We start from the raw sequence: 17655 nt of genomic DNA, 5'->3' as shown, positions 1-17655 counted from the left end.
GGAAACTGCACCAGCACCCGTATATCGACAGCATGTCCGTAAATATGTCCATAAGGTGGATGGTGGATCCCGCAGGTAGAGCGGTTGGCCGTAAACTCGAGGGCCAATACCGCAGGTGGGCCCGTGTGACGAGGCCCGCGTAGGAGGAGCGATCATGACCAGGGCTTGGCGTGGCCTCATCGAGGAGTACCGTGACCGGCTTCCGGTGACCACTACGACGCCCGTGGTCACCCTGCTCGAAGGCGGCACGCCGCTCGTGCCCGCCAAGCGCGTCTCCGAGATGACCGGCTGTGACGTCTACCTCAAGGTCGAGGGTCTCAACCCGACCGGCAGCTTCAAGGACCGTGGCATGACCATGGCCATCAGCAAGGCCGTGGAGGACGGCGCCCAGGCGGTGATCTGCGCCTCCACCGGCAACACCAGCGCCTCCGCCGCCGCCTACGCCGTACGCGCCGGACTGACCTGCGCGGTGCTCGTGCCGCGCGGCAAGATCGCCATGGGCAAGCTGGCCCAGGCGCTCGTCCACGGAGCCCGGCTGCTCCAGGTCGAGGGGTCCTTCGACGACTGCCTCGAGATGACCAGGAAGCTCGCGGAGAACTACCCCATCGCCCTGGTCAACTCCGTCAACCCGTACCGCCTGCAGGGCCAGAAGACGGCCGCGTTCGAGATCGTCGACACTCTCGGCGACGCCCCCGACGTGCACTGCATCCCCGTCGGCAACGCCGGCAACATCTCGGCGTACTGGATGGGCTACAAGGAGTACGCCGCGGACGGCATCGCCACGAAGACGCCGCGAATGCTCGGCTTCCAGGCGAGCGGCGCCGCGCCCATCGTCAACGGCGCCCCGGTCACCCACCCGCACACCATCGCGACCGCGATCAGGATCGGCAACCCAGCCTCCTGGAAGCTCGCCGAGGCCGCGCGTGACGAGTCCGGCGGCGACATCCAGGCGGTGACCGACCGCCAGATCGCCTCCGCGTACAAGCTGCTCGCGCAGAGCGAGGGCGTCTTCGTCGAGCTCGCGTCGGCGGCGAGCGTCGCGGGCCTGCTGCAGGCACACGAGCAGGGGCTGCTCTCCCCGGGCCAGCGCGTCGTCTGCACGGTGACCGGCAACGGCCTCAAGGACCCCGACTGGGCGATCTCCGGCGCTCCCGCCCCGGTGACGATCCCCGTCGACGCGTACGCCGCGGCCTCCGCGCTCGAACTCGCCTGACCCGCACGACCGCGAGAACGGCGCCGGCCTTCCGGCCCGCGCCGTTCCCGATCGCGCACGAGGCGCCGGTGCGGTAACCCGATCGGTGCCGATCCTGTCCTGATCATGTAGTGGATCTGGTGATGAATGACCGGTAGCAACAGCGTGGTCGTCCGGGTTCCGGCGACGAGCGCCAACCTCGGGCCCGGATTCGACAGCCTCGGCCTCGCACTCGACCTGTACGACGAGATCGAGGCCGAACTCTCCGGCGACAGCGTGACCATCGAAGTCGAGGGGCAGGGCGCGGGAGAGCTGGACGCGGGCGAGGGCCATCTGATCGTCAAAACCATGCGGGCCACGTTCGACCGCATCGGCGTTCCGCAACCCTCCGGCATCACGCTTCGCTGCCGCAACCGCATCCCGCACGCGCGCGGGCTCGGCTCGTCCTCCGCCGCCATCTGCGCCGGCATCCTCGCCGCGCGGGCGCTCGCCACCGCCGCCGCCGGTACGGGCGAGCCGCTGGACCTGTCGGACGATGAGGCGTTCGCGCTGGCCACGGAGCTGGAAGGCCATCCCGACAACGTGGCGCCCTGCCTGGCCGGAGGGCTGACCATCGCGTGGACCGAGCAGTCCGGCACGCCGCGTATGGTGAAGCTCGTCCCGCACGACGACATCCGGCCGGTCGCGTTGATCCCGGCCTTCCGGTTGTCCACGGAGGAGGCGCGCGGACTTCTGCCGAAGGACGTGCCGCATTCCGACGCCGCCGTCAACGCGGGGCGGGCGGCGCTGCTCATCGCGGCGCTGACCCGGATGCCGGAATCCGGCCTGCTTCTCGCCGCCACCGAAGACCGCCTGCACCAGGACTACCGCGCGCCCGCCATGCCGCGGACCGCTGACCTGGTACGACGGCTGCGCGCCGCGGGGATTGCCGCGATCGTCTCGGGAGCGGGTCCGACGGTCCTTGCCTTTTCGACATCGGACACCGAGGATTTGATCGCATCAGAAGTGGGTACGGACTGGCTCATCCAGCCCTTGAACGTCGACCTGAATGGTGCGGGCGTTCAGTTTCCCGAGACACGCTGATGCCTCTTCGACCTCCAGGGAATAGCTGTGTGCGCTGGTGATGTTAGGCTGATAGCCGCACCAGGTGCCCCCGTGTTGGGTGCGTGCTTGTCATTCGCACATCGCTGCACTTCGCTCCGCGTCCTTCGACGCGGGCAGGGCGATTTTCCCGAAACCGTTTCCTCCCGTTACCCCGTTCGGCGTGACGAGGGGTGGGGTTCTCGGAGGCATGCGCGTTCGAACCACTTCGACATCTGGCAGCTCGCGAGTCCGGAGCGTCATCAACACCTGAGATTCGCGAAGCCCGACCCGGTCTGTCTCGCCGGGTCGCACCACCGGGACACCAGGACGCACGAGTCCGGTGCCCGACCCCTGGGAAGGACCCTTTAGTTGAGCGACACCACCGAACTCCTCTCCGACGGCCAGTCCGCCGGCGACACCCCCACCACTGCCCCGGCTCGACCGCGTCGTCGCTCCGGCACCGGCCTGGCCGGCATGGTGCTGCCCGAGCTGCAGGCCATGGCCACCGGTCTCGGCATCAGCGGGATCGGGCGGATGCGCAAGAGCCAGCTCATCGCGGCCATCCAGGAGAAGCAGGGGGCGGCGGGAGAGGCGCAGGCGGAGCAGAAGCCGGCCGCGGAAGCGCCGGCCGCCGTCGCCGAACGCCCCGCTCGCGGTCGCAGGGATCGTTCCCGCGCCGCCGCGTCCGCGCCCGCCACGCCCGCCGAGCCCGTGGCCGAGACCCGCGAGGAGCAGCCCGCCGCCGAGCGCGTGGACAGCGCTCCCGCCGCCGCTGCTCCCACCGTCACTTCCACCGGCTCTTCCACCACCGCCGATGTCCTCGCCACCGCCGAGACCCAGGGCGACGCCCAGACGGACACGCGTGGCGACAGCCGTGGCGAGCGGTCCGACCGCCGCGAGCGTCGTGGCCGCGGCGAGCGGCGCGAGCGCTCCGGCGACCGCGACCGCTCGGGTGACCGCTCTGGTGACCGCGACAGCCGTACGGACCAGCGGGCCGCGGACGCGGGCGACAGTCAGTCGCGCGGCCGCGACCAGCAGGGCCGCGATGGACGCGACGGACGCGACGGCCGTGACGGCCGTGACGGCCGGAGCGACAGCCGTGGCGACCGTGGTGACAGCCGCGGTGAGCGTGGAGACAGCCGTGGCGACCGTGGAGACAGCCGCGGTGACCAGGGCGACGACGCGCGCGGCCGTCGCGGCAGGTTCCGCGAGCGCAACCGCCGTGGCCGCGACCGCTTCGACAGCAACGAGCCCGTGATCAGCGAGGACGATGTCCTCATCCCGATCGCCGGCATCCTGGACATCCTCGACAACTACGCGTTCGTGCGCACCAGCGGCTACCTGCCCGGCTCCAACGACGTGTACGTGTCGCTGGCGCAGATCCGCCGCAACGGCCTGCGCAAGGGCGACGTCGTCACCGGCGCCGTCCGGCAGCCGCGCGACGGTGAGCGGCGCGAGAAGTTCAATGCGCTCGTCCGCCTCGACACGGTCAACGGCATGGAGCCGGAGCAGGCCCGTCAGCGGCCCGACTTCAACAAGCTCACGCCGCTCTACCCGCAGGAGCGCCTGCGTCTGGAGACCGAGCCGAACGTCCTCACCACGCGGATCATCGACCTGGTCTCGCCGATCGGCAAGGGCCAGCGCGGCCTGATCGTCTCGCCGCCGAAGGCCGGTAAGACGATGGTGCTGCAGTCGATCGCCAACGCGATCACGCGCAACAACCCTGAGTGCCACCTGATGGTCGTCCTCGTGGACGAGCGTCCGGAAGAGGTCACCGACATGCAGCGGTCGGTCAAGGGCGAGGTCATCCACTCGACCTTCGACCGTCCCGCCGAGGACCACACCACGGTCGCCGAGCTCGCCATCGAGCGGGCCAAGCGCCTGGTGGAGCTCGGCCACGACGTGGTCGTGCTGCTGGACTCGATCACCCGCCTCGGCCGCGCCTACAACCTGGCCGCGCCCGCGTCGGGCCGCATCCTGTCCGGTGGTGTGGACTCCACCGCGCTCTACCCGCCGAAGCGCTTCTTCGGCGCCGCCCGCAACATCGAGAACGGCGGCTCCCTGACGATCCTCGCCACGGCGCTGGTCGAGACCGGCTCCAAGATGGACGAGGTCATCTTCGAGGAGTTCAAGGGCACCGGAAACATGGAGCTCAAGCTCAACCGGTCCCTCGCCGACAAGCGGATCTTCCCCGCGGTGGACGTCGACGCGTCCGGCACCCGCAAGGAAGAGATCCTCATGTCGAAGGACGAGCTCCAGATCGTCTGGAAGCTGCGGCGCGTGCTGCACGCCCTCGACATGCAGCAGGCTCTCGAGCTCCTCCTGGAGAAGATGCGGGAGACCAAGTCCAACGCCGAGTTCCTGCTCCAGGTGCAGAAGACGACGGTCAGCAACGACCGCGACTGAGTTCCTGTACGGCGAAACGCCCCGGGTGGTGAACCACCCGGGGCGTTTTCCTGTCCCGGCGATGTCCTGGCGTCAGAAGGCGTCTGGTGAAGGGTGATTTCGTCACCGGAGCCGTGGCCGATGCGTCCGGCCACGGCGTACGTGACGTCCTCCTCCTGGGCGTGCTCCCGCGCAGGAGGATCCTGGGATTGTTATGAGAGGCACGGCTCCGGACATGGAAAAGGCCCGCACGGTGTGAACCATGCGGGCCTTTCCTGTGCTGTACGGCTTGCGCCAGGGGTTGGTGACGCGAGGCGTGCAGGTACCGCGCGCTACTTCACCGACACCAGCTTGTTGTTGGAGTAGGAGCCGTAGGTCGTGCTGGTACCGGTGGCCGCCAGACGCCAGTAACCGGTGTACTTCGGCTTGACCGTCTTGCTGAACTTACCGGTCGAGGTGGCGCCGACGTAGCCGACGAAGCCCCACTTCGAGCTGCCCTTCTTCTTGAAGTACAGCTTCATGATCTTCTTGCCCCAGCCGTTGGAGCCGCGGTAGACCTTGCCGGACAGCTTGGTCGTCTTGCCCTTCTTCACCGAGGACGGCGAGGCGGACAGCGTGATCTTCGACTTGCTCTTCGACGAGCCGGTCTTCGAGACTTCGAAGCCCTTGACGAAGCTGTAGGTCTTCGAGCCACGGGAGACCGTGATCTTCAGCTGCCAGGCGCCCGTCGAGGTGCTGTAGTCGAAGGAGGTCGAGTTGTGGAACGACTTGCCGTCCGACTCCATGCCGGTGCCGAGCGAGTAGTAGTCGTCGTAGCTCTTGCTCTCGAGACGGACGTCGGTGACCTTCTCGTCACCGGACTTCTCCAGCTCGAACGACACGAAGACGTCGACTTCCTTGCCCGACTTCAGTCTGACGGGGTTCGGAGAAACGCTCGCCCCGTTGACCCGGGTAGCGGCCTTGACGTCGAGGTCGAGCGACTTCCAACCGTCAGTCGGCGCGGTGGTCACGTCGGCATTCGTCTGGGCAACCTGGATCTGCCACTTGTCCCCCGGCTTGTCGCTGGAGGAAAGGGAGATCGAACCGGTCATCTTGATCTGGCCGGTGGGGATCGGGCTGGCCGTCGATTTGGTGAGCTGGGTGACGTCGCCGTTCTTCCAGGCCACCGGGTTGGCCGACTTGTCCGTGGTGTACCGGACCCAGGCCTTGTACTTCACCTCGCCCTTCTTGTCACCATCTGTGACGTAAGGGTCTTCGATGTTGAAGCTGAAGCCGATCTTGTCGCTACCGGTCGGCGGGATGAACAGATCGCCGGTGTGCGCCAGGTCGGAGATGTCGCCGTCCGCTCGAAGAGCAACGGCGGATACAGCGTTCGCGGGGGAGGCTACGGTGATGGCCGCACCGGTAGCGAAGAGTGCTGCCCCCGTCGCGGCCGCTACTGCGAGCCGCAGGCTCTTCCTCATGGATACCCCTAACATTGGTAAAATTGAGGGAAAAGTCGGGTTTGAACACCGGAGCCTAGTGGGGCCTGTGTGGCTCGTCCACCCGGATGGTGAGGTAGCTCCCTATTTACGGAACGCTTTCCGCGATGTTCCACAATGTTGGGATATAGGGCACTACCTGGGAACTCCGGTGTTATCCACATCCCGGGACAGCCCGGAGCGGCATTCCGGCAACCGCGCGAGAAACCGATCTTCGGCGGTGAAGAGTGTGGCCTAGGACACACATTCGGGCCCTCTGTCGAGGGGCCTGGGTTCCGCCGGCCGTCGGGCCGCGTGACACGCTGAAGGAGGCCGAAGGCGCGACACGCCGACGTCCTCGTAGACGGCGCGCGTATGCGCCGGGAATAGCCGGCGGCGTGGAGGGGTTTCTCGATCTGGCACACTGGTAGCCGAACCGCAGCGGTACCGGCTCCCGCGCGCGCGTCCGTGTGTGCCTGACGCGCGTAAGCCTGCACGGGCGTTCCTGCACGGCGAACAAGCGACCCGGCGACCGCGCCTAGCGTTAGGACTGAACAATGAAGCCCGAGATCCACCCGGACTACGTCGTCACCCAGGTGACCTGCACCTGCGGGAACAGCTTCACCACCCGCAGCACCGCCAAGAACGGCGTCATCCACGCCGACGTCTGCTCCGCCTGCCACCCGTTCTACACGGGCAAGCAGAAGATCCTCGACACCGGCGGCCGGGTGGCGCGCTTCGAGGCGCGCTTCGGGAAGAAGGCCCAGAGCAAGTAGCTCTACACGGACGCCGGCTCGGATCCGTCTCTTTCGATCCATCTCGAATTCGACAGAGGCGCGCCCGGGTCGGCGTTCTTCGTGATGGAGGCCATGTCCCGAGAGTCGTTCCCAAGGAAAGGATCGCGCGGTGAATCTCGACGAGATCATCAGTGAGTACGCGGATCTCGAGTTGAAGCTCGCCGATCCCTCCGTGCACGCCGACCAGGCCAAGGCGCGGACGTACGGCAAGCGCTACGCGGCGCTCACGCCCATCGTCACGACGTACCGCGAGCTGGAGGGTGTCCGGGAGGACCTCGCGGCGGCGCGGGAACTGGCGTCGGAGGACCCGGCGTTCGCCGACGAGGCCATGGAGCTGGAAGGCCGCATCCCAGTCCTTGAGGAGCGACTGACGCACCTCCTGGTCCCGCGCGACCCGAACGACGACAAGGACATCATCATGGAGATCAAGGCGGGCGAGGGCGGCCAGGAGTCGGCCCTGTTCGCCGGTGACCTCCTCCGGATGTACCTGCGATACGCCGAGCGCGCCGGATACAAGACCGAGATCATCGACTCCCAGAACTCCGACCTCGGCGGCTACAAGGACGTCACGGTCGCGATCAAGGGCAGGGAGGGCGTCTGGGCCCGCCTCAAGTTCGAGGGCGGCGTGCACCGCGTCCAGCGCGTCCCGGTGACCGAGTCCCAGGGCCGCATCCACACCTCGGCGGCCGGTGTGCTCGTCTACCCCGAGGCCGAAGACGTGGACGTCCAGATCGACCCGAACGACCTGCGGATCGACGTGTTCCGGTCCAGCGGCCCCGGCGGTCAGAGCGTCAACACGACCGACTCCGCCGTCCGCATCACCCACGTCCCGACCGGCGTGGTCGTCTCCTGCCAGAACGAGAAGAGCCAGCTCCAGAACAAGGAGTCGGCGATGCGCATCCTGCGGGCCCGGCTGCTCGCGATGGCCCAGGAGGAGGCCGAGGCGGCGGCCATGGCCGAGCGGAAGTCCCAGGTGCGTACGGTCGACCGTTCCGAGCGGGTCCGCACGTACAACTTCCCTGAGAATCGCATTTCCGACCATCGGGTGGGCTTCAAGGCCTATAACCTCGACCAAGTCCTGGACGGGGATCTGGACGCGGTGATACAGGCATTGCTTGACGCCGAACTGGCGGAAAAGCTCGCTGCCCATTCGTAAGTGGACCCATGACCTTCCTGCTTGACGAGATCGCACTCGCCACCGCCCGGCTCGCCGAGGCGGGCGTGCCGTCACCGCGTACCGACGCCGAGGAGATCGCGGCCTTCGTGCACGGCGTGCCGCGCGGCAAGCTGCACACCATCAAGGACGCGGACTTCGACGCCCTCTTCTGGGAGGGCATCGCGCGCAGGGAGGCCCGGGAGCCGCTGCAGCACATCACCGGCCGGGCCTACTTCCGTTATCTCTCCCTCGAAGTGGGCCCCGGAGTGTTCGTGCCGCGCCCGGAGACCGAGGTCGTGGCCGGCTGGGCGATCGACCGGCTGCGCGAGATGGATGTCGCCTCTCCCGTCGTCGTCGACCTCGGCACCGGATCGGGCGCCATCGCGCTGTCGATCGCGCAGGAGGTGGCGCTCGCCCAGGTGCACGCCGTCGAGATCGACCCCGTGGCGTACGGCTGGGCCAAGCGGAACATCCTGGAGCACGGTCAGGGCCGGACCATGCTGCACCCCGAGGACCTCACCGACTGCCTGCAGGAGCTGAACGGCAAGGTGGACCTGGTCATCTCCAACCCGCCGTACATCCCGCCGGGGGCGATCCCGCGCGACCCCGAGGTACGCGACTACGACCCCTCCCGCGCCCTGTACGGTTCCGGACAGGACGGTCTCGACGAGGTGAGAGCGGTCGAGCGTACGGCACGGCGGCTGCTGCGTCCGGGCGGTTTCGTGGCCGTGGAACACGCCGACCAGCAGGGAAACCCGGTGTACTGGCTGTTCTCCGAGGACAACGGCTGGCGTGACGTGCGGCTGCGCCAGGACCTCACGGGACGGGACCGCTTCGTGACCGCGCGCCTCGGACAGGATTGAGCGCGGCCAAGACCGACAGCCGTGCCGCACGTGTAAAGGAGATGGGACGCATGGGCAGGCGCTATGACTGCGCGAACCAGGACGAGCGCACCTCGGGACTGACCGACGCGGCATCGGCCATACGGCGAGGCGAGCTGGTGGTGTTGCCGACCGACACGGTGTACGGCATCGGCGCCGACGCCTTCACCCCCTCGGCTGTGACGGCGCTGCTGGAGGCCAAGGGACGCGGCCGCGACATGCCGGTCCCGGTGCTCGTCGGCACCGTCCGCGCGGCGACCGCGCTGGTGGAGGAGTTCGGCCCGTACGGCCTGGACCTCGTGGACGCCTTCTGGCCCGGGCCGCTGACGCTGATCTGCCGGGCCAACCGGTCGCTGTCGTGGGATCTCGGCGACACCAAGGGCACCGTCGCCGTCCGGATGCCGCTGCACGCGGTCGCGCTGGACCTGCTCAAGGAGACCGGCCCCATGGCGGTGTCGAGCGCCAACCGCTCCGGCGCCGCGCCCGCCACGACCGCCGCGGAGGCCGAGGAGCAGCTCGGCGACTCCATCGCCGTCTACCTCGACGGTGGCAAGTGCGCCGACGACGTGCCCTCCACGATCGTGGACCTGACCAGCGCGGTGCCCCGGGTGCTGCGCAAGGGCGCGATCCCCGCCGAGAAGCTGCGCGGTGTCGTGAGCTACATCGCCACCGGAGACTGATTCAACGCCAGCAAAACGGGTCAATCATGCCGTCTGGCTATCGTCGCCGCGTCGGGCTAACGTCGCGGTTACGGTAAGTGCGCCGATGTCTTCGTGGAGGCGTGCCCATGGCCAAGCTGGACGGGATGGATCCGAAGCTGGTCCGCGAACTGCTTGCCCACGTCAGGCAGGCCGCGAAGCAGATGGACACCATCGAGGCCCAGATCACCCGGCTCACCCGCGCCGCCGGCGTCGCCGTACAGACGACGCACCGGCCCGCCCAGGTGGCGGACGACTGCGGGACGATGGTGAAGGACGTGACGGCCCGCCTCGCTCTCCTGGAGAAGAAGGAGAAGCAGCCGGCCGGGGCGGGCAAGCCGCCGTCGTCATCGCCCTCAAGCGGTGAGCTCGACACCACCAGGCCGGCCGACGACCCGAAGGACGACACGTCCAAGGCGTCAGGTTCGGGCAAGGACTCGCATTCCGGCAAGGGATCGGATTCGGGGAAGGGCGCGCACGGCGCGTCCAACGATTCCGCGCACGATTCCGCGCACAGGGACAATTCGGAGCACAAGGCTTCGGAGCACAAGAAGGCCAAGACCGCCGATCACCACGGCTCCAAGGGCACCGGCGTCGAACCGGACATCACGAAACCGGCCGACGACCCGAAGGACGGCACGTCCAAGGGATCAGGCAAGGCGCCCGGTGACGGATCGAGCGTCAAGGAGACGGACGGCAGAGGAAGCGCCGACAATCCCGGCAAGGACGACGCGAAGCACAAGGAGCACGCGCCGAAAACCGGCTCTTCCGGCGACGGCACGGGGAGCGGAGGCAAGGCCGACGACGGGCCGATCCGGGTGGACCCGGCGTCCAAGCACATGACCCCCCACACCTCGGCGGGTGCGGCGGCGATGTCGGCGGTCGACAACCCGCATCCCGCCGCGGTCTACGGCACATTGGACGACGCTCACAGAGGCCACGCCTCCACCGGCACATCCCACGACACATCCCACGACATATCCAGCGGCGCATCCGCCGGCGGATCCGGTAGCGCTTCCACCGGTCCCGCCGCAGGCGCCACCGTCGGCGAAACCGGGTCCACCGGCACGGCTGGCGGCGCGTCGGCCGGAACGACCGTCCCAACGGGTACTGGTCCGGATGCCGTCACCACAGGAGCTTCCGGCGGCACGCCTGCTGGTTCGGGTCATACGGCCACCGGTGACGGGGGCGCTTCCACCACCGTCGCGTTCAACGAGACCTCCGGTGACACGTCCACCGGCGCGAACGGCACATCAGCCACCACGTTCACAGGCACATCCGGTGACCCCGGCAATATCGGAGCATCCGGCGTGAATGCCGGAGCGCCCGGTGGCACGTCGGGTGACGCATGGGGGAGTTCGATCACCCCGACCGGTGACGCTTCGGCTGCCATGCCCAACGGCACGACCGGTGACGCGTCGGCCGGTACGTCTATCTCTCACGGCACAACCGGTGATGTGGCGCCTGGCGCCTATGCCGGGACAGCCGGTCATGCCGAGGGTGGCTCATCTACTGGCACACCTGGTGTTGCCACAGGTGCGACCGCGACCACTACGGGTGCTTCCGGCGGGATACCCGTCGGCACAGGGCACGCGTCCACGGGGGATGCCTCCGGTAATCCGCCCTCCGGGACAGCGGGCGACGGGGCTCCAGGCGTGAGCGATGTGAGCCTTCCGAAGGACGATTCCCAGATCATCGACACGCCCTGGAAGGACCACCCCGACGACATCGATCAGACGGTCGGACGGCAGGTGATCGTGGTGGACGGGGTGAAGGTGGTCTCCACCCCGATGAACCATGTCGCCGACGCGTCCCTCACCTCGGTTGACGGAAGCGCCGCGCAGGTCCATCCCGCCGCCACCACGCATGCCACGGTCGGCACCGGCACGGGCGGTGCCGGCACCCCGCACGCCACAGGAGGGACCGCAGGCACGGGTGCCGCGAGCACAGGCAGTAGTACAGCCGGAACATCCGGCGCTTGGGGGGCCACCGGAGGCGTCGGAGGAGCGGGGGTTCACGGTGCGGCCGGCACGCCACCGGGGCCGCATCCCGATGGACCGCCCGGGTTCGTCGAGCCGCTGGAGCCAATCAGGCACACCGCCCGCCAGGAGGGGCTCGCTCCCGGAGATCCTTTCGGCGACTACGTGGGAACGGCGGAGGACAACGTCACGGAGGACCCGTTCGCCACGGGCGGCGGCGACGCCGTCCCCGGTACGCCGGAGTCCATACGCACGGCGAGTGACGTGACCAAGGGAGGCAAGACGTGATCTATGGAGATCCGCCCGCGCCGGTTCCGCTCCAGCCGGGCGAGACGCCGCCCGCACCGTCGAGCACGGACCTGCTCGCGCCCGGCGGACAGCAGACCACGTGGGTGTTCAACCCCGAATATCAGCGGCTCGTCGATCTCTGGCTCCAGGTCCTGCCGCTGATGGAACAGCTCGCTCGATCGCTGGAGAAGCCGTACCAGATGGCGCGGAGCAACGACGTCTGGGACGCGCCGGTGGCGAAGCGCTACGTGGGCGACGTCGCCGAGTGGCGCAACCGGCTGGCGATGTACCGCCAGGCGGTGCTGACCGCGATCAGTGACCAGGCCGCCGACACGCCACGGTGGATACCAGGGGGCGTCGGCGCGCCCCGCGCCTTCTCCTGAGCCAGCGGACCCGCAGGTGAAACCGGGAGGCCCGCCCGCGAAGGACCACATTCAGCGGGAGTCCGATGGCGAGCGCCGGCGGCAGCGCTGCCCTCTCTTGAGAGCGCCTTCTTGTGAGATCCGGTTTCCGCTGCGAGGGCGCGACAACGCGGGTGATCTCACTTCTCAGGTCATCCGTATTACTTCACGCCGATGTGATCGTTTTCAAGTTGACATCGGAACTGTGGTCATCGTGGTCTGCCGACCGAATCGGGCGCGGTGATCTCGTGATCGAGCGGATCGTGACCGTCCGAAGCAGGGTGTCAGGCAGGTGGCGATCGCGATCCTCATGCTCGTCTAGACATTCTTCGCCGTTATTCCGGCGGATCGCTCAGGCGAAAGCCTTCTGGGGCGCCGCATGGCGTAGAGAAATGAAATGGCAAGTGTAAAACAATCCCCTTGTCGGCGGAGTGGCCGCGGCTTTCGGAGGTGTCGCGCCGTCCGCTCCGTCCTCGCTCGGAACGTTTTCCGGCTCGATCTGGGAGCGTTCCCGCTGGTCCTCGCGGCGGTCGCCGGCAAACGGATCACCCCGGAGCGGCAGTCATGATCGGCGCTCGGGAATGGTCGATCGCGCGCCACCAAACGTCCTCCACGCGAGAATCCCCCGGTGCTCCGCCGACATTTCCCTGGTATTCGGTAGAGCTTGGGTAAAGCCCGTTGGGGGTCCTCGCGGCGCGCATTGCCGGGCTTACATTGGGAGGACGGTCGTCCCTGGGATGTGAGCCCGGTTTATGCATAAGACCCAACCGTTCTACGGACCCGACTTCTCCCAACTGGCGCGGCAGGATCCGGAGGTCGCCCAGTTGCTCCTGGACGAGGTCGCCCGGCTGCGCGGCGGGCTCCAGCTCATCGCGGGCGAGAACTTCACCTCGCCCGCCGTGATGGCGGCGCTCGGCTCGACGCTCACCAACAAGTACGCCGAGGGCTATCCCGGCCACAGGTACTACGGCGGCTGCGAGGTGGTCGACCAGGCCGAGCGGCTCGCGATCGACCGGGCGAAGAAGCTGTTCCGCGCCGACCACGTCAACGTCCAGCCGCACACCGGGGCATCGGCGAACTTCGCGGCCTACGCCGCGCTGCTCCAGCCGGGCGACACCGTCCTCGCGATGGCCCTGCAGCACGGCGGCCACCTGACGCACGGTTCCAAGGTCAACTTCTCCGGCAGGTGGTTCGACGTCGTCGCCTACGGCGTGCGCCGGGACAACGAGCTGATCGACTACGACGAGGTGCGCGACCTCGCGCTGCGCCACCGGCCCAAGATGATCATCTGTGGCGCTGCGACCTACTCCCGGCTGATCGACTACGCCGCCTTCCGCGGGATCGCCGACGAGACCGGCGCCTGGCTGCTCGTGGACGCCGCCCACACGATCGGACTGATGGCGGGGGAGGCCGTCCCGTCGGCCGTGCCGTACGCCGACGTCGTCACGTTCACCACGCACAAGACGCTGCGCGGGCCGCGCGGGGGCGCGATCCTGTGCGCCGCGGAGCTGGCCCCGCGGATCGACCGCGCGGTGTTCCCGTTCTCGCAGAGCGGCCCGCTGATGCACTCGGTGGCGGCGAAGGCGGTCGCGTTCGGCGAGGCGTTGCGGCCGGAGTTCCGCACGTACGCCGCGGCCATGGTGGAGAACGCGGCGGCTTTCGCCGAGGCGGTCGCGTCCGAGGGGCTGCGCCCCGTGTCGGGCGGCACGGACACCCACCTGGTGCTGCTCGACGTCCGCGGGGCGGGCGTCACCGGCGCGGAGGCGGAGGGGCGCTGCGAGGAGGCGGCGATCACGCTCAACCGCAGCGCCATCCCGTATGACCCGGAACCACCCACGATCACTTCGGGCATCAGGGTGGGCACCGCGTGCGTGACGACCCAGGGCATGGGGCCCGCGGAGATGAAAGAGATCGCTTCCGCCGTCGTGCAGGCCGTATGCAACCCTGGTGCTATAACGTCAGTGATCGAACGGGTAAGGACGCTGACCGCCACGCATCCGGCGTATCCCGACGAATGAGGCGATTCGCGGGCTTTTCCCGTCACAACTGGTCCGCCCACACGAGAAACTAGGTCCGTGAGCGAATATCTGCTCCTGACGCTCGTCACGGCCGCGGTCACCTTCCTGCTGGTGCCTCCGGTCCGGGTGTTCGCACTGCGCATCGGCGCGGCACCCGAAGTGCGGGACAGGGACGTGCACAAGGTGCCGATCCCGAGGCTGGGCGGCCTCGCGATGTTCGGGGGGATGGCCGCCGGGCTGTTACTCGCGACGCACCTGCCCTACGTCGGGGGCGCGCTATCCAGCGGCCAGGCCGGGCAGACGGTGAAGGCCCTGCTCGTCGCGGGCGGCGTGATCGTGCTGACCGGCTTCCTGGACGACTGGCTCGGCATGGACGCGCTGGTCAAGCTCGGCGGGCAGATCGCGGCGGGCGGCCTGCTGGTCTACTTCGGGATGGCCCTGCCCTGGCTGCCGCTGCCCAAGGACATGGGCGGCTCGACCGGCCTCGACCCCAACCTGAGCACGATCATCACGATCATGATCGTGGTGGTCGTGATCAACGCGGTGAACTTCGTGGACGGGCTGGACGGCCTGGCCGCGGGCATCGTGGGCATCGCCGCGCTCGCGACCTTCGCCTACTCGATCGCGCTCTCCCAGAACAGCAGCGGGTCCCGCATCAACGTCACGGCGGCCATCGCGGCCATCTTGATCGGGATGTGCCTCGGCTTCCTGCCGCACAACTTCAACCCCGCCAAGATCTTCATGGGCGACACCGGGGCGATGCTGATCGGGATGCTGCTCGCCACGTCGCTGATCACCATCATCTCGTCGGTCGACTCCGGCGCCATCGACCGGATGAACAAGTTCCCCGTGGTGCTGCCGCTCGTGCTGCCGATCGCGGTCATGGTGTTACCGCTCCTGGACCTCGTCATGGCAGTGATCCGCCGGACGTCCGCCGGCCAGTCGCCGTTCGCTCCCGACCGCGGCCACCTGCACCACCGGCTGCTCGACATCGGCCACTCGCACCGCCGCAGCGTCCTGATCATGTACGGCTGGACGTTCCTGTTCTCCTTCACTATGGTCGGCCTGTCGATCGGCGGCGTTCCGCTGATCGTGTTCCCGCTGACCATCGCGCTGGCCGTGGCCGTGCTCATGCTGATGGCGTCGCCGCGATGGAGGTCCAGCAAGGATGGGCCGCGCGGCCGGCGGTCGCGCGGCAAGGACGAGCCGGGACCGGGTGGCGAGCACATTCCGGGGGCTCACCCCTCCGTCTTCGGGGCCTCGGATCCGTCCGATCCGAGTGCCGTCGCCGGCGGCGCGACACACGCGCGGACCACCGACACCGCGATCGCCCGTCCACGAACCGGCAGGTAAAGGCAGCCCCCGCTGAGCTTGTGATAGCTTTCACTAGCAGGGGTTCCATATGCTGGAACACCTCAGGAAGCAATCGCTCGCTTGATAACCGGTTCATGGAGTTCCGATGCAGGCCAACGACGTGCGCGTTCTCAAGGGCGCCGCGATCCCCACCCTCGCGGTGGGCCTGGTCGCCGTGGTCGTCGCGGTGATCTTCGCCGGTGTTCAGGGCGCGCTCGGCGCGGCCATCGGCATCGCCCTGGTCGCGGTCTTCTTCACCGTCGGTCTGGTCGCGGTCTCCTGGGCCGGCCGGATCTCGCCGCAGATGATGATGCTGGCCGCGATCGCGAGCTACGCCGTGAAGGTGCTGCTCATCATGGCCCTGCTGAAGGCCTTCGAAACCGCCACCGCCTTCAGCCCGCGCGCGTTCGCGCTGACAGTCGTCGCGTGTACCGTCGCCTGGACGGTGGGCGAGATGCGCGGTTTCATGAAGTTGAAGGTGCTTTACGTCGAGCCCAAGGCCGGGATCTCCGGGCAGGGACACCCGTGACCGGGCTCATGGTGCAGTCCGATATGACTAGTCAGCTCCCCGCCTGCTATCGTCGTGCCCGCGATGAGCGAAATGGAGCGCAGCCCGGAGCAGGACGGTCGCGACTTCGCCAACGCCGCCTGGTCGATTCCCAGCTACCTCATCTCGGGAATGATTATCTGGGGCGGCTCCGGCTGGTTGCTGAGCCGTTGGACGGGCGTGCACGCCTTCATTCCCATCGGCATCCTCATCGGGGTAGTGCTCGCGATCTACCTCGTCTATCTGAAGTACGGTCGCTGAGCTCAGCTGACGGTCACCCCTCTGGGCAAGCCATCCTGATCCATCTCCACGTTGAAGGGAACGCCGCGTGAGCGCGCTGACGGTTCTCGCCGCCGACGAGTTCAAGGCCCCGGGGCTTGAACTGTTCGACTTCCCCCCGCTCTGGGACGGGGCGCCCTTCTGGCTGACGAAGCCGGTGCTGCTCGCTCTGCTGAGCTCGGTGGTCGTCGTCGTCTTCTGCTGGTCCGCGTTCGGCAACCCCAAGCTGGTGCCCAGGGGCGTCCAGAACGTGGGCGAGATGGGCTACATGTTCGTGCGGGACCAGGTGGCCCGGCCGTTCCTGGGCAAGGACGCCGACCGCTACATGGGCCTGCTGCTCAGCCTCTTCTTCCTCGTCTGGATCTGGAACCTGATGGGTGTCATCCCCGTCCTGCAGTTCCCGGTCGCCTCGCACATCGCCTTCCCTGCCGTCCTGGCGCTGTCGGTCTACGGGATGAAGATCTACCTCGGCATGAAGCACCAGGGCGCTCTCGGCTACTTCAAGAACATGATGTTCCCCCCGGGGCTGCCCAAGCCGATCTACTTCCTGCTGGCTCCGATCGAGTTTCTCTCGAACATGATCGTCGCCCCCTTCACGCACGCGGTGCGACTGTTCGCGAACATGTTCGCCGGTCACATCATCCTCGCGTTCTTCAGCATGGTCGGCTTCTGGTTCCTCTTCGAGAAGCTGACCCCGCTCGGAGCGCCGGTGGGAGTGCTGGGTGTTCTCTTCACGATCGCCATGACCGGCTTCGAGCTGTTCATCCAGTTCCTGCAGGCCTTCCTGTTCGCGCTGCTCGCCGCCATGTACATCGGCGGCTCCCTGCACGCCGAGCACTAAGACCCCTTCCCGCCTAGTCCAGACCGGTGACACCCTGCACCGGCCGTCCAGTAAAGGAAATGCAATGAGCGTTCTCGCTGAGGTCTCCGGCAACATCGGTGCCATCGGTTACGGCCTGGCCACCCTTGGCCCCGGCATCGGCGTCGGCCTCATCTTCGGCAACGGCCTTCAGGCCATCGCGCGCCAGCCCGAGGCGTACGGCCTGATCCGCCAGAACATGCTCCTCGGCTTCGTTCTCGTCGAGGCCCTCGCTCTGATCGGTCTCGTTGCGCCGTTCATCTACGGCTGACGAAAGAC

At 67.9% G+C, this 17655-nt stretch carries 16 protein-coding genes; 15 read left to right on the top strand and 1 reads right to left on the bottom strand.

Features of this window, described 5'->3' with window-relative positions; genetic code table 11:
* Positions 1-154 precede the first annotated feature (154 nt).
* From thrC to rho, 3 genes are all read left to right on the top strand, one after another.
* On the top strand, positions 155-1213 hold the full coding sequence (gene thrC / locus QSK17_RS20760) for a threonine synthase (protein WP_285706612.1): 1059 nt from the start codon (positions 155-157) through the stop codon (positions 1211-1213).
* A 126-nt stretch (positions 1214-1339) separates the two neighbouring features.
* Positions 1340-2275, top strand: coding sequence for a homoserine kinase (gene thrB, locus QSK17_RS20755; protein WP_285706611.1), 936 nt, complete (start codon positions 1340-1342; stop codon positions 2273-2275).
* A 369-nt stretch (positions 2276-2644) separates the two neighbouring features.
* A complete protein-coding gene (rho, locus tag QSK17_RS20750; protein WP_285706609.1) occupies positions 2645-4681 on the top strand; it encodes a transcription termination factor Rho in 2037 nt (678 codons plus the stop codon).
* Positions 4682-4992: 311 nt separating this feature from the next.
* Here the strand turns inward: rho and QSK17_RS20745 are convergent, their stop codons facing one another.
* On the bottom strand, positions 4993-6123 hold the full coding sequence (locus QSK17_RS20745; protein ID WP_285706608.1) for a hypothetical protein: 1131 nt from the start codon (positions 6121-6123) through the stop codon (positions 4993-4995).
* Between the two features lie 554 nt (positions 6124-6677).
* Here QSK17_RS20745 and rpmE point away from each other — a divergent pair.
* From rpmE to atpE, 12 genes are all read left to right on the top strand, one after another.
* Positions 6678-6896, top strand: a complete 219-nt coding sequence (rpmE, locus tag QSK17_RS20740; protein ID WP_285706607.1) for a 50S ribosomal protein L31 — start codon at positions 6678-6680, stop codon at positions 6894-6896.
* A gap of 130 nt (positions 6897-7026) precedes the next feature.
* Positions 7027-8073: a peptide chain release factor 1 gene (gene prfA, locus QSK17_RS20735; RefSeq protein WP_285706606.1), complete on the top strand. Its 1047-nt coding sequence runs from the start codon at positions 7027-7029 to the stop codon at positions 8071-8073.
* Positions 8074-8081: 8 nt separating this feature from the next.
* Positions 8082-8936, top strand: a complete 855-nt coding sequence (gene prmC, locus QSK17_RS20730; RefSeq protein WP_285706604.1) for a peptide chain release factor N(5)-glutamine methyltransferase — start codon at positions 8082-8084, stop codon at positions 8934-8936.
* Positions 8937-8986: 50 nt separating this feature from the next.
* Entirely contained in the window at positions 8987-9634 is a 648-nt protein-coding gene (locus tag QSK17_RS20725) for an L-threonylcarbamoyladenylate synthase (protein WP_285706603.1), read from the top strand.
* Between the two features lie 107 nt (positions 9635-9741).
* The gene (locus QSK17_RS20720; protein ID WP_285706602.1) at positions 9742-11919 is read left to right on the top strand and encodes a TrbL/VirB6 family protein; all 2178 of its coding nucleotides are present in this window, start codon (positions 9742-9744) and stop codon (positions 11917-11919) included.
* Entirely contained in the window at positions 11916-12302 is a 387-nt protein-coding gene (locus QSK17_RS20715) for a hypothetical protein (protein WP_285706600.1), read from the top strand. The genes QSK17_RS20720 and QSK17_RS20715 overlap by 4 nt, the downstream gene beginning before the upstream one ends.
* A 770-nt stretch (positions 12303-13072) precedes the next feature.
* The gene (glyA, locus tag QSK17_RS20710; protein WP_285706599.1) at positions 13073-14338 is read left to right on the top strand and encodes a serine hydroxymethyltransferase; all 1266 of its coding nucleotides are present in this window, start codon (positions 13073-13075) and stop codon (positions 14336-14338) included.
* A gap of 57 nt (positions 14339-14395) precedes the next feature.
* Positions 14396-15691 (top strand): glycosyltransferase family 4 protein, encoded by a 1296-nt coding sequence (locus QSK17_RS20705; protein WP_285706598.1) that lies wholly within the window; start codon positions 14396-14398, stop codon positions 15689-15691.
* 106 nt (positions 15692-15797) lie between these two features.
* Entirely contained in the window at positions 15798-16220 is a 423-nt protein-coding gene (locus tag QSK17_RS20700; RefSeq protein ID WP_285706597.1) for a Cg1360 family ATP-synthase-associated protein, read from the top strand.
* A 63-nt stretch (positions 16221-16283) separates the two neighbouring features.
* A complete protein-coding gene (locus QSK17_RS20695; RefSeq protein ID WP_285706596.1) occupies positions 16284-16499 on the top strand; it encodes a hypothetical protein in 216 nt (71 codons plus the stop codon).
* A gap of 67 nt (positions 16500-16566) precedes the next feature.
* The gene (gene atpB / locus QSK17_RS20690) at positions 16567-17358 is read left to right on the top strand and encodes a F0F1 ATP synthase subunit A (protein WP_285706595.1); all 792 of its coding nucleotides are present in this window, start codon (positions 16567-16569) and stop codon (positions 17356-17358) included.
* A gap of 64 nt (positions 17359-17422) precedes the next feature.
* Complete coding sequence (gene atpE / locus QSK17_RS20685; RefSeq protein WP_061254889.1) at positions 17423-17647, top strand: ATP synthase F0 subunit C; 225 nt, start codon at positions 17423-17425, stop codon at positions 17645-17647.
* The last annotated feature ends 8 nt before the right edge of the window (positions 17648-17655 follow it).

The sequence above is a fragment of the Microtetraspora sp. NBRC 16547 genome (assembly GCF_030268965.1).
In the GTDB taxonomy this organism is placed as follows: domain Bacteria; phylum Actinomycetota; class Actinomycetes; order Streptosporangiales; family Streptosporangiaceae; genus Microtetraspora.
This window is presented reverse-complemented; position numbering and strand designations above follow the sequence as displayed.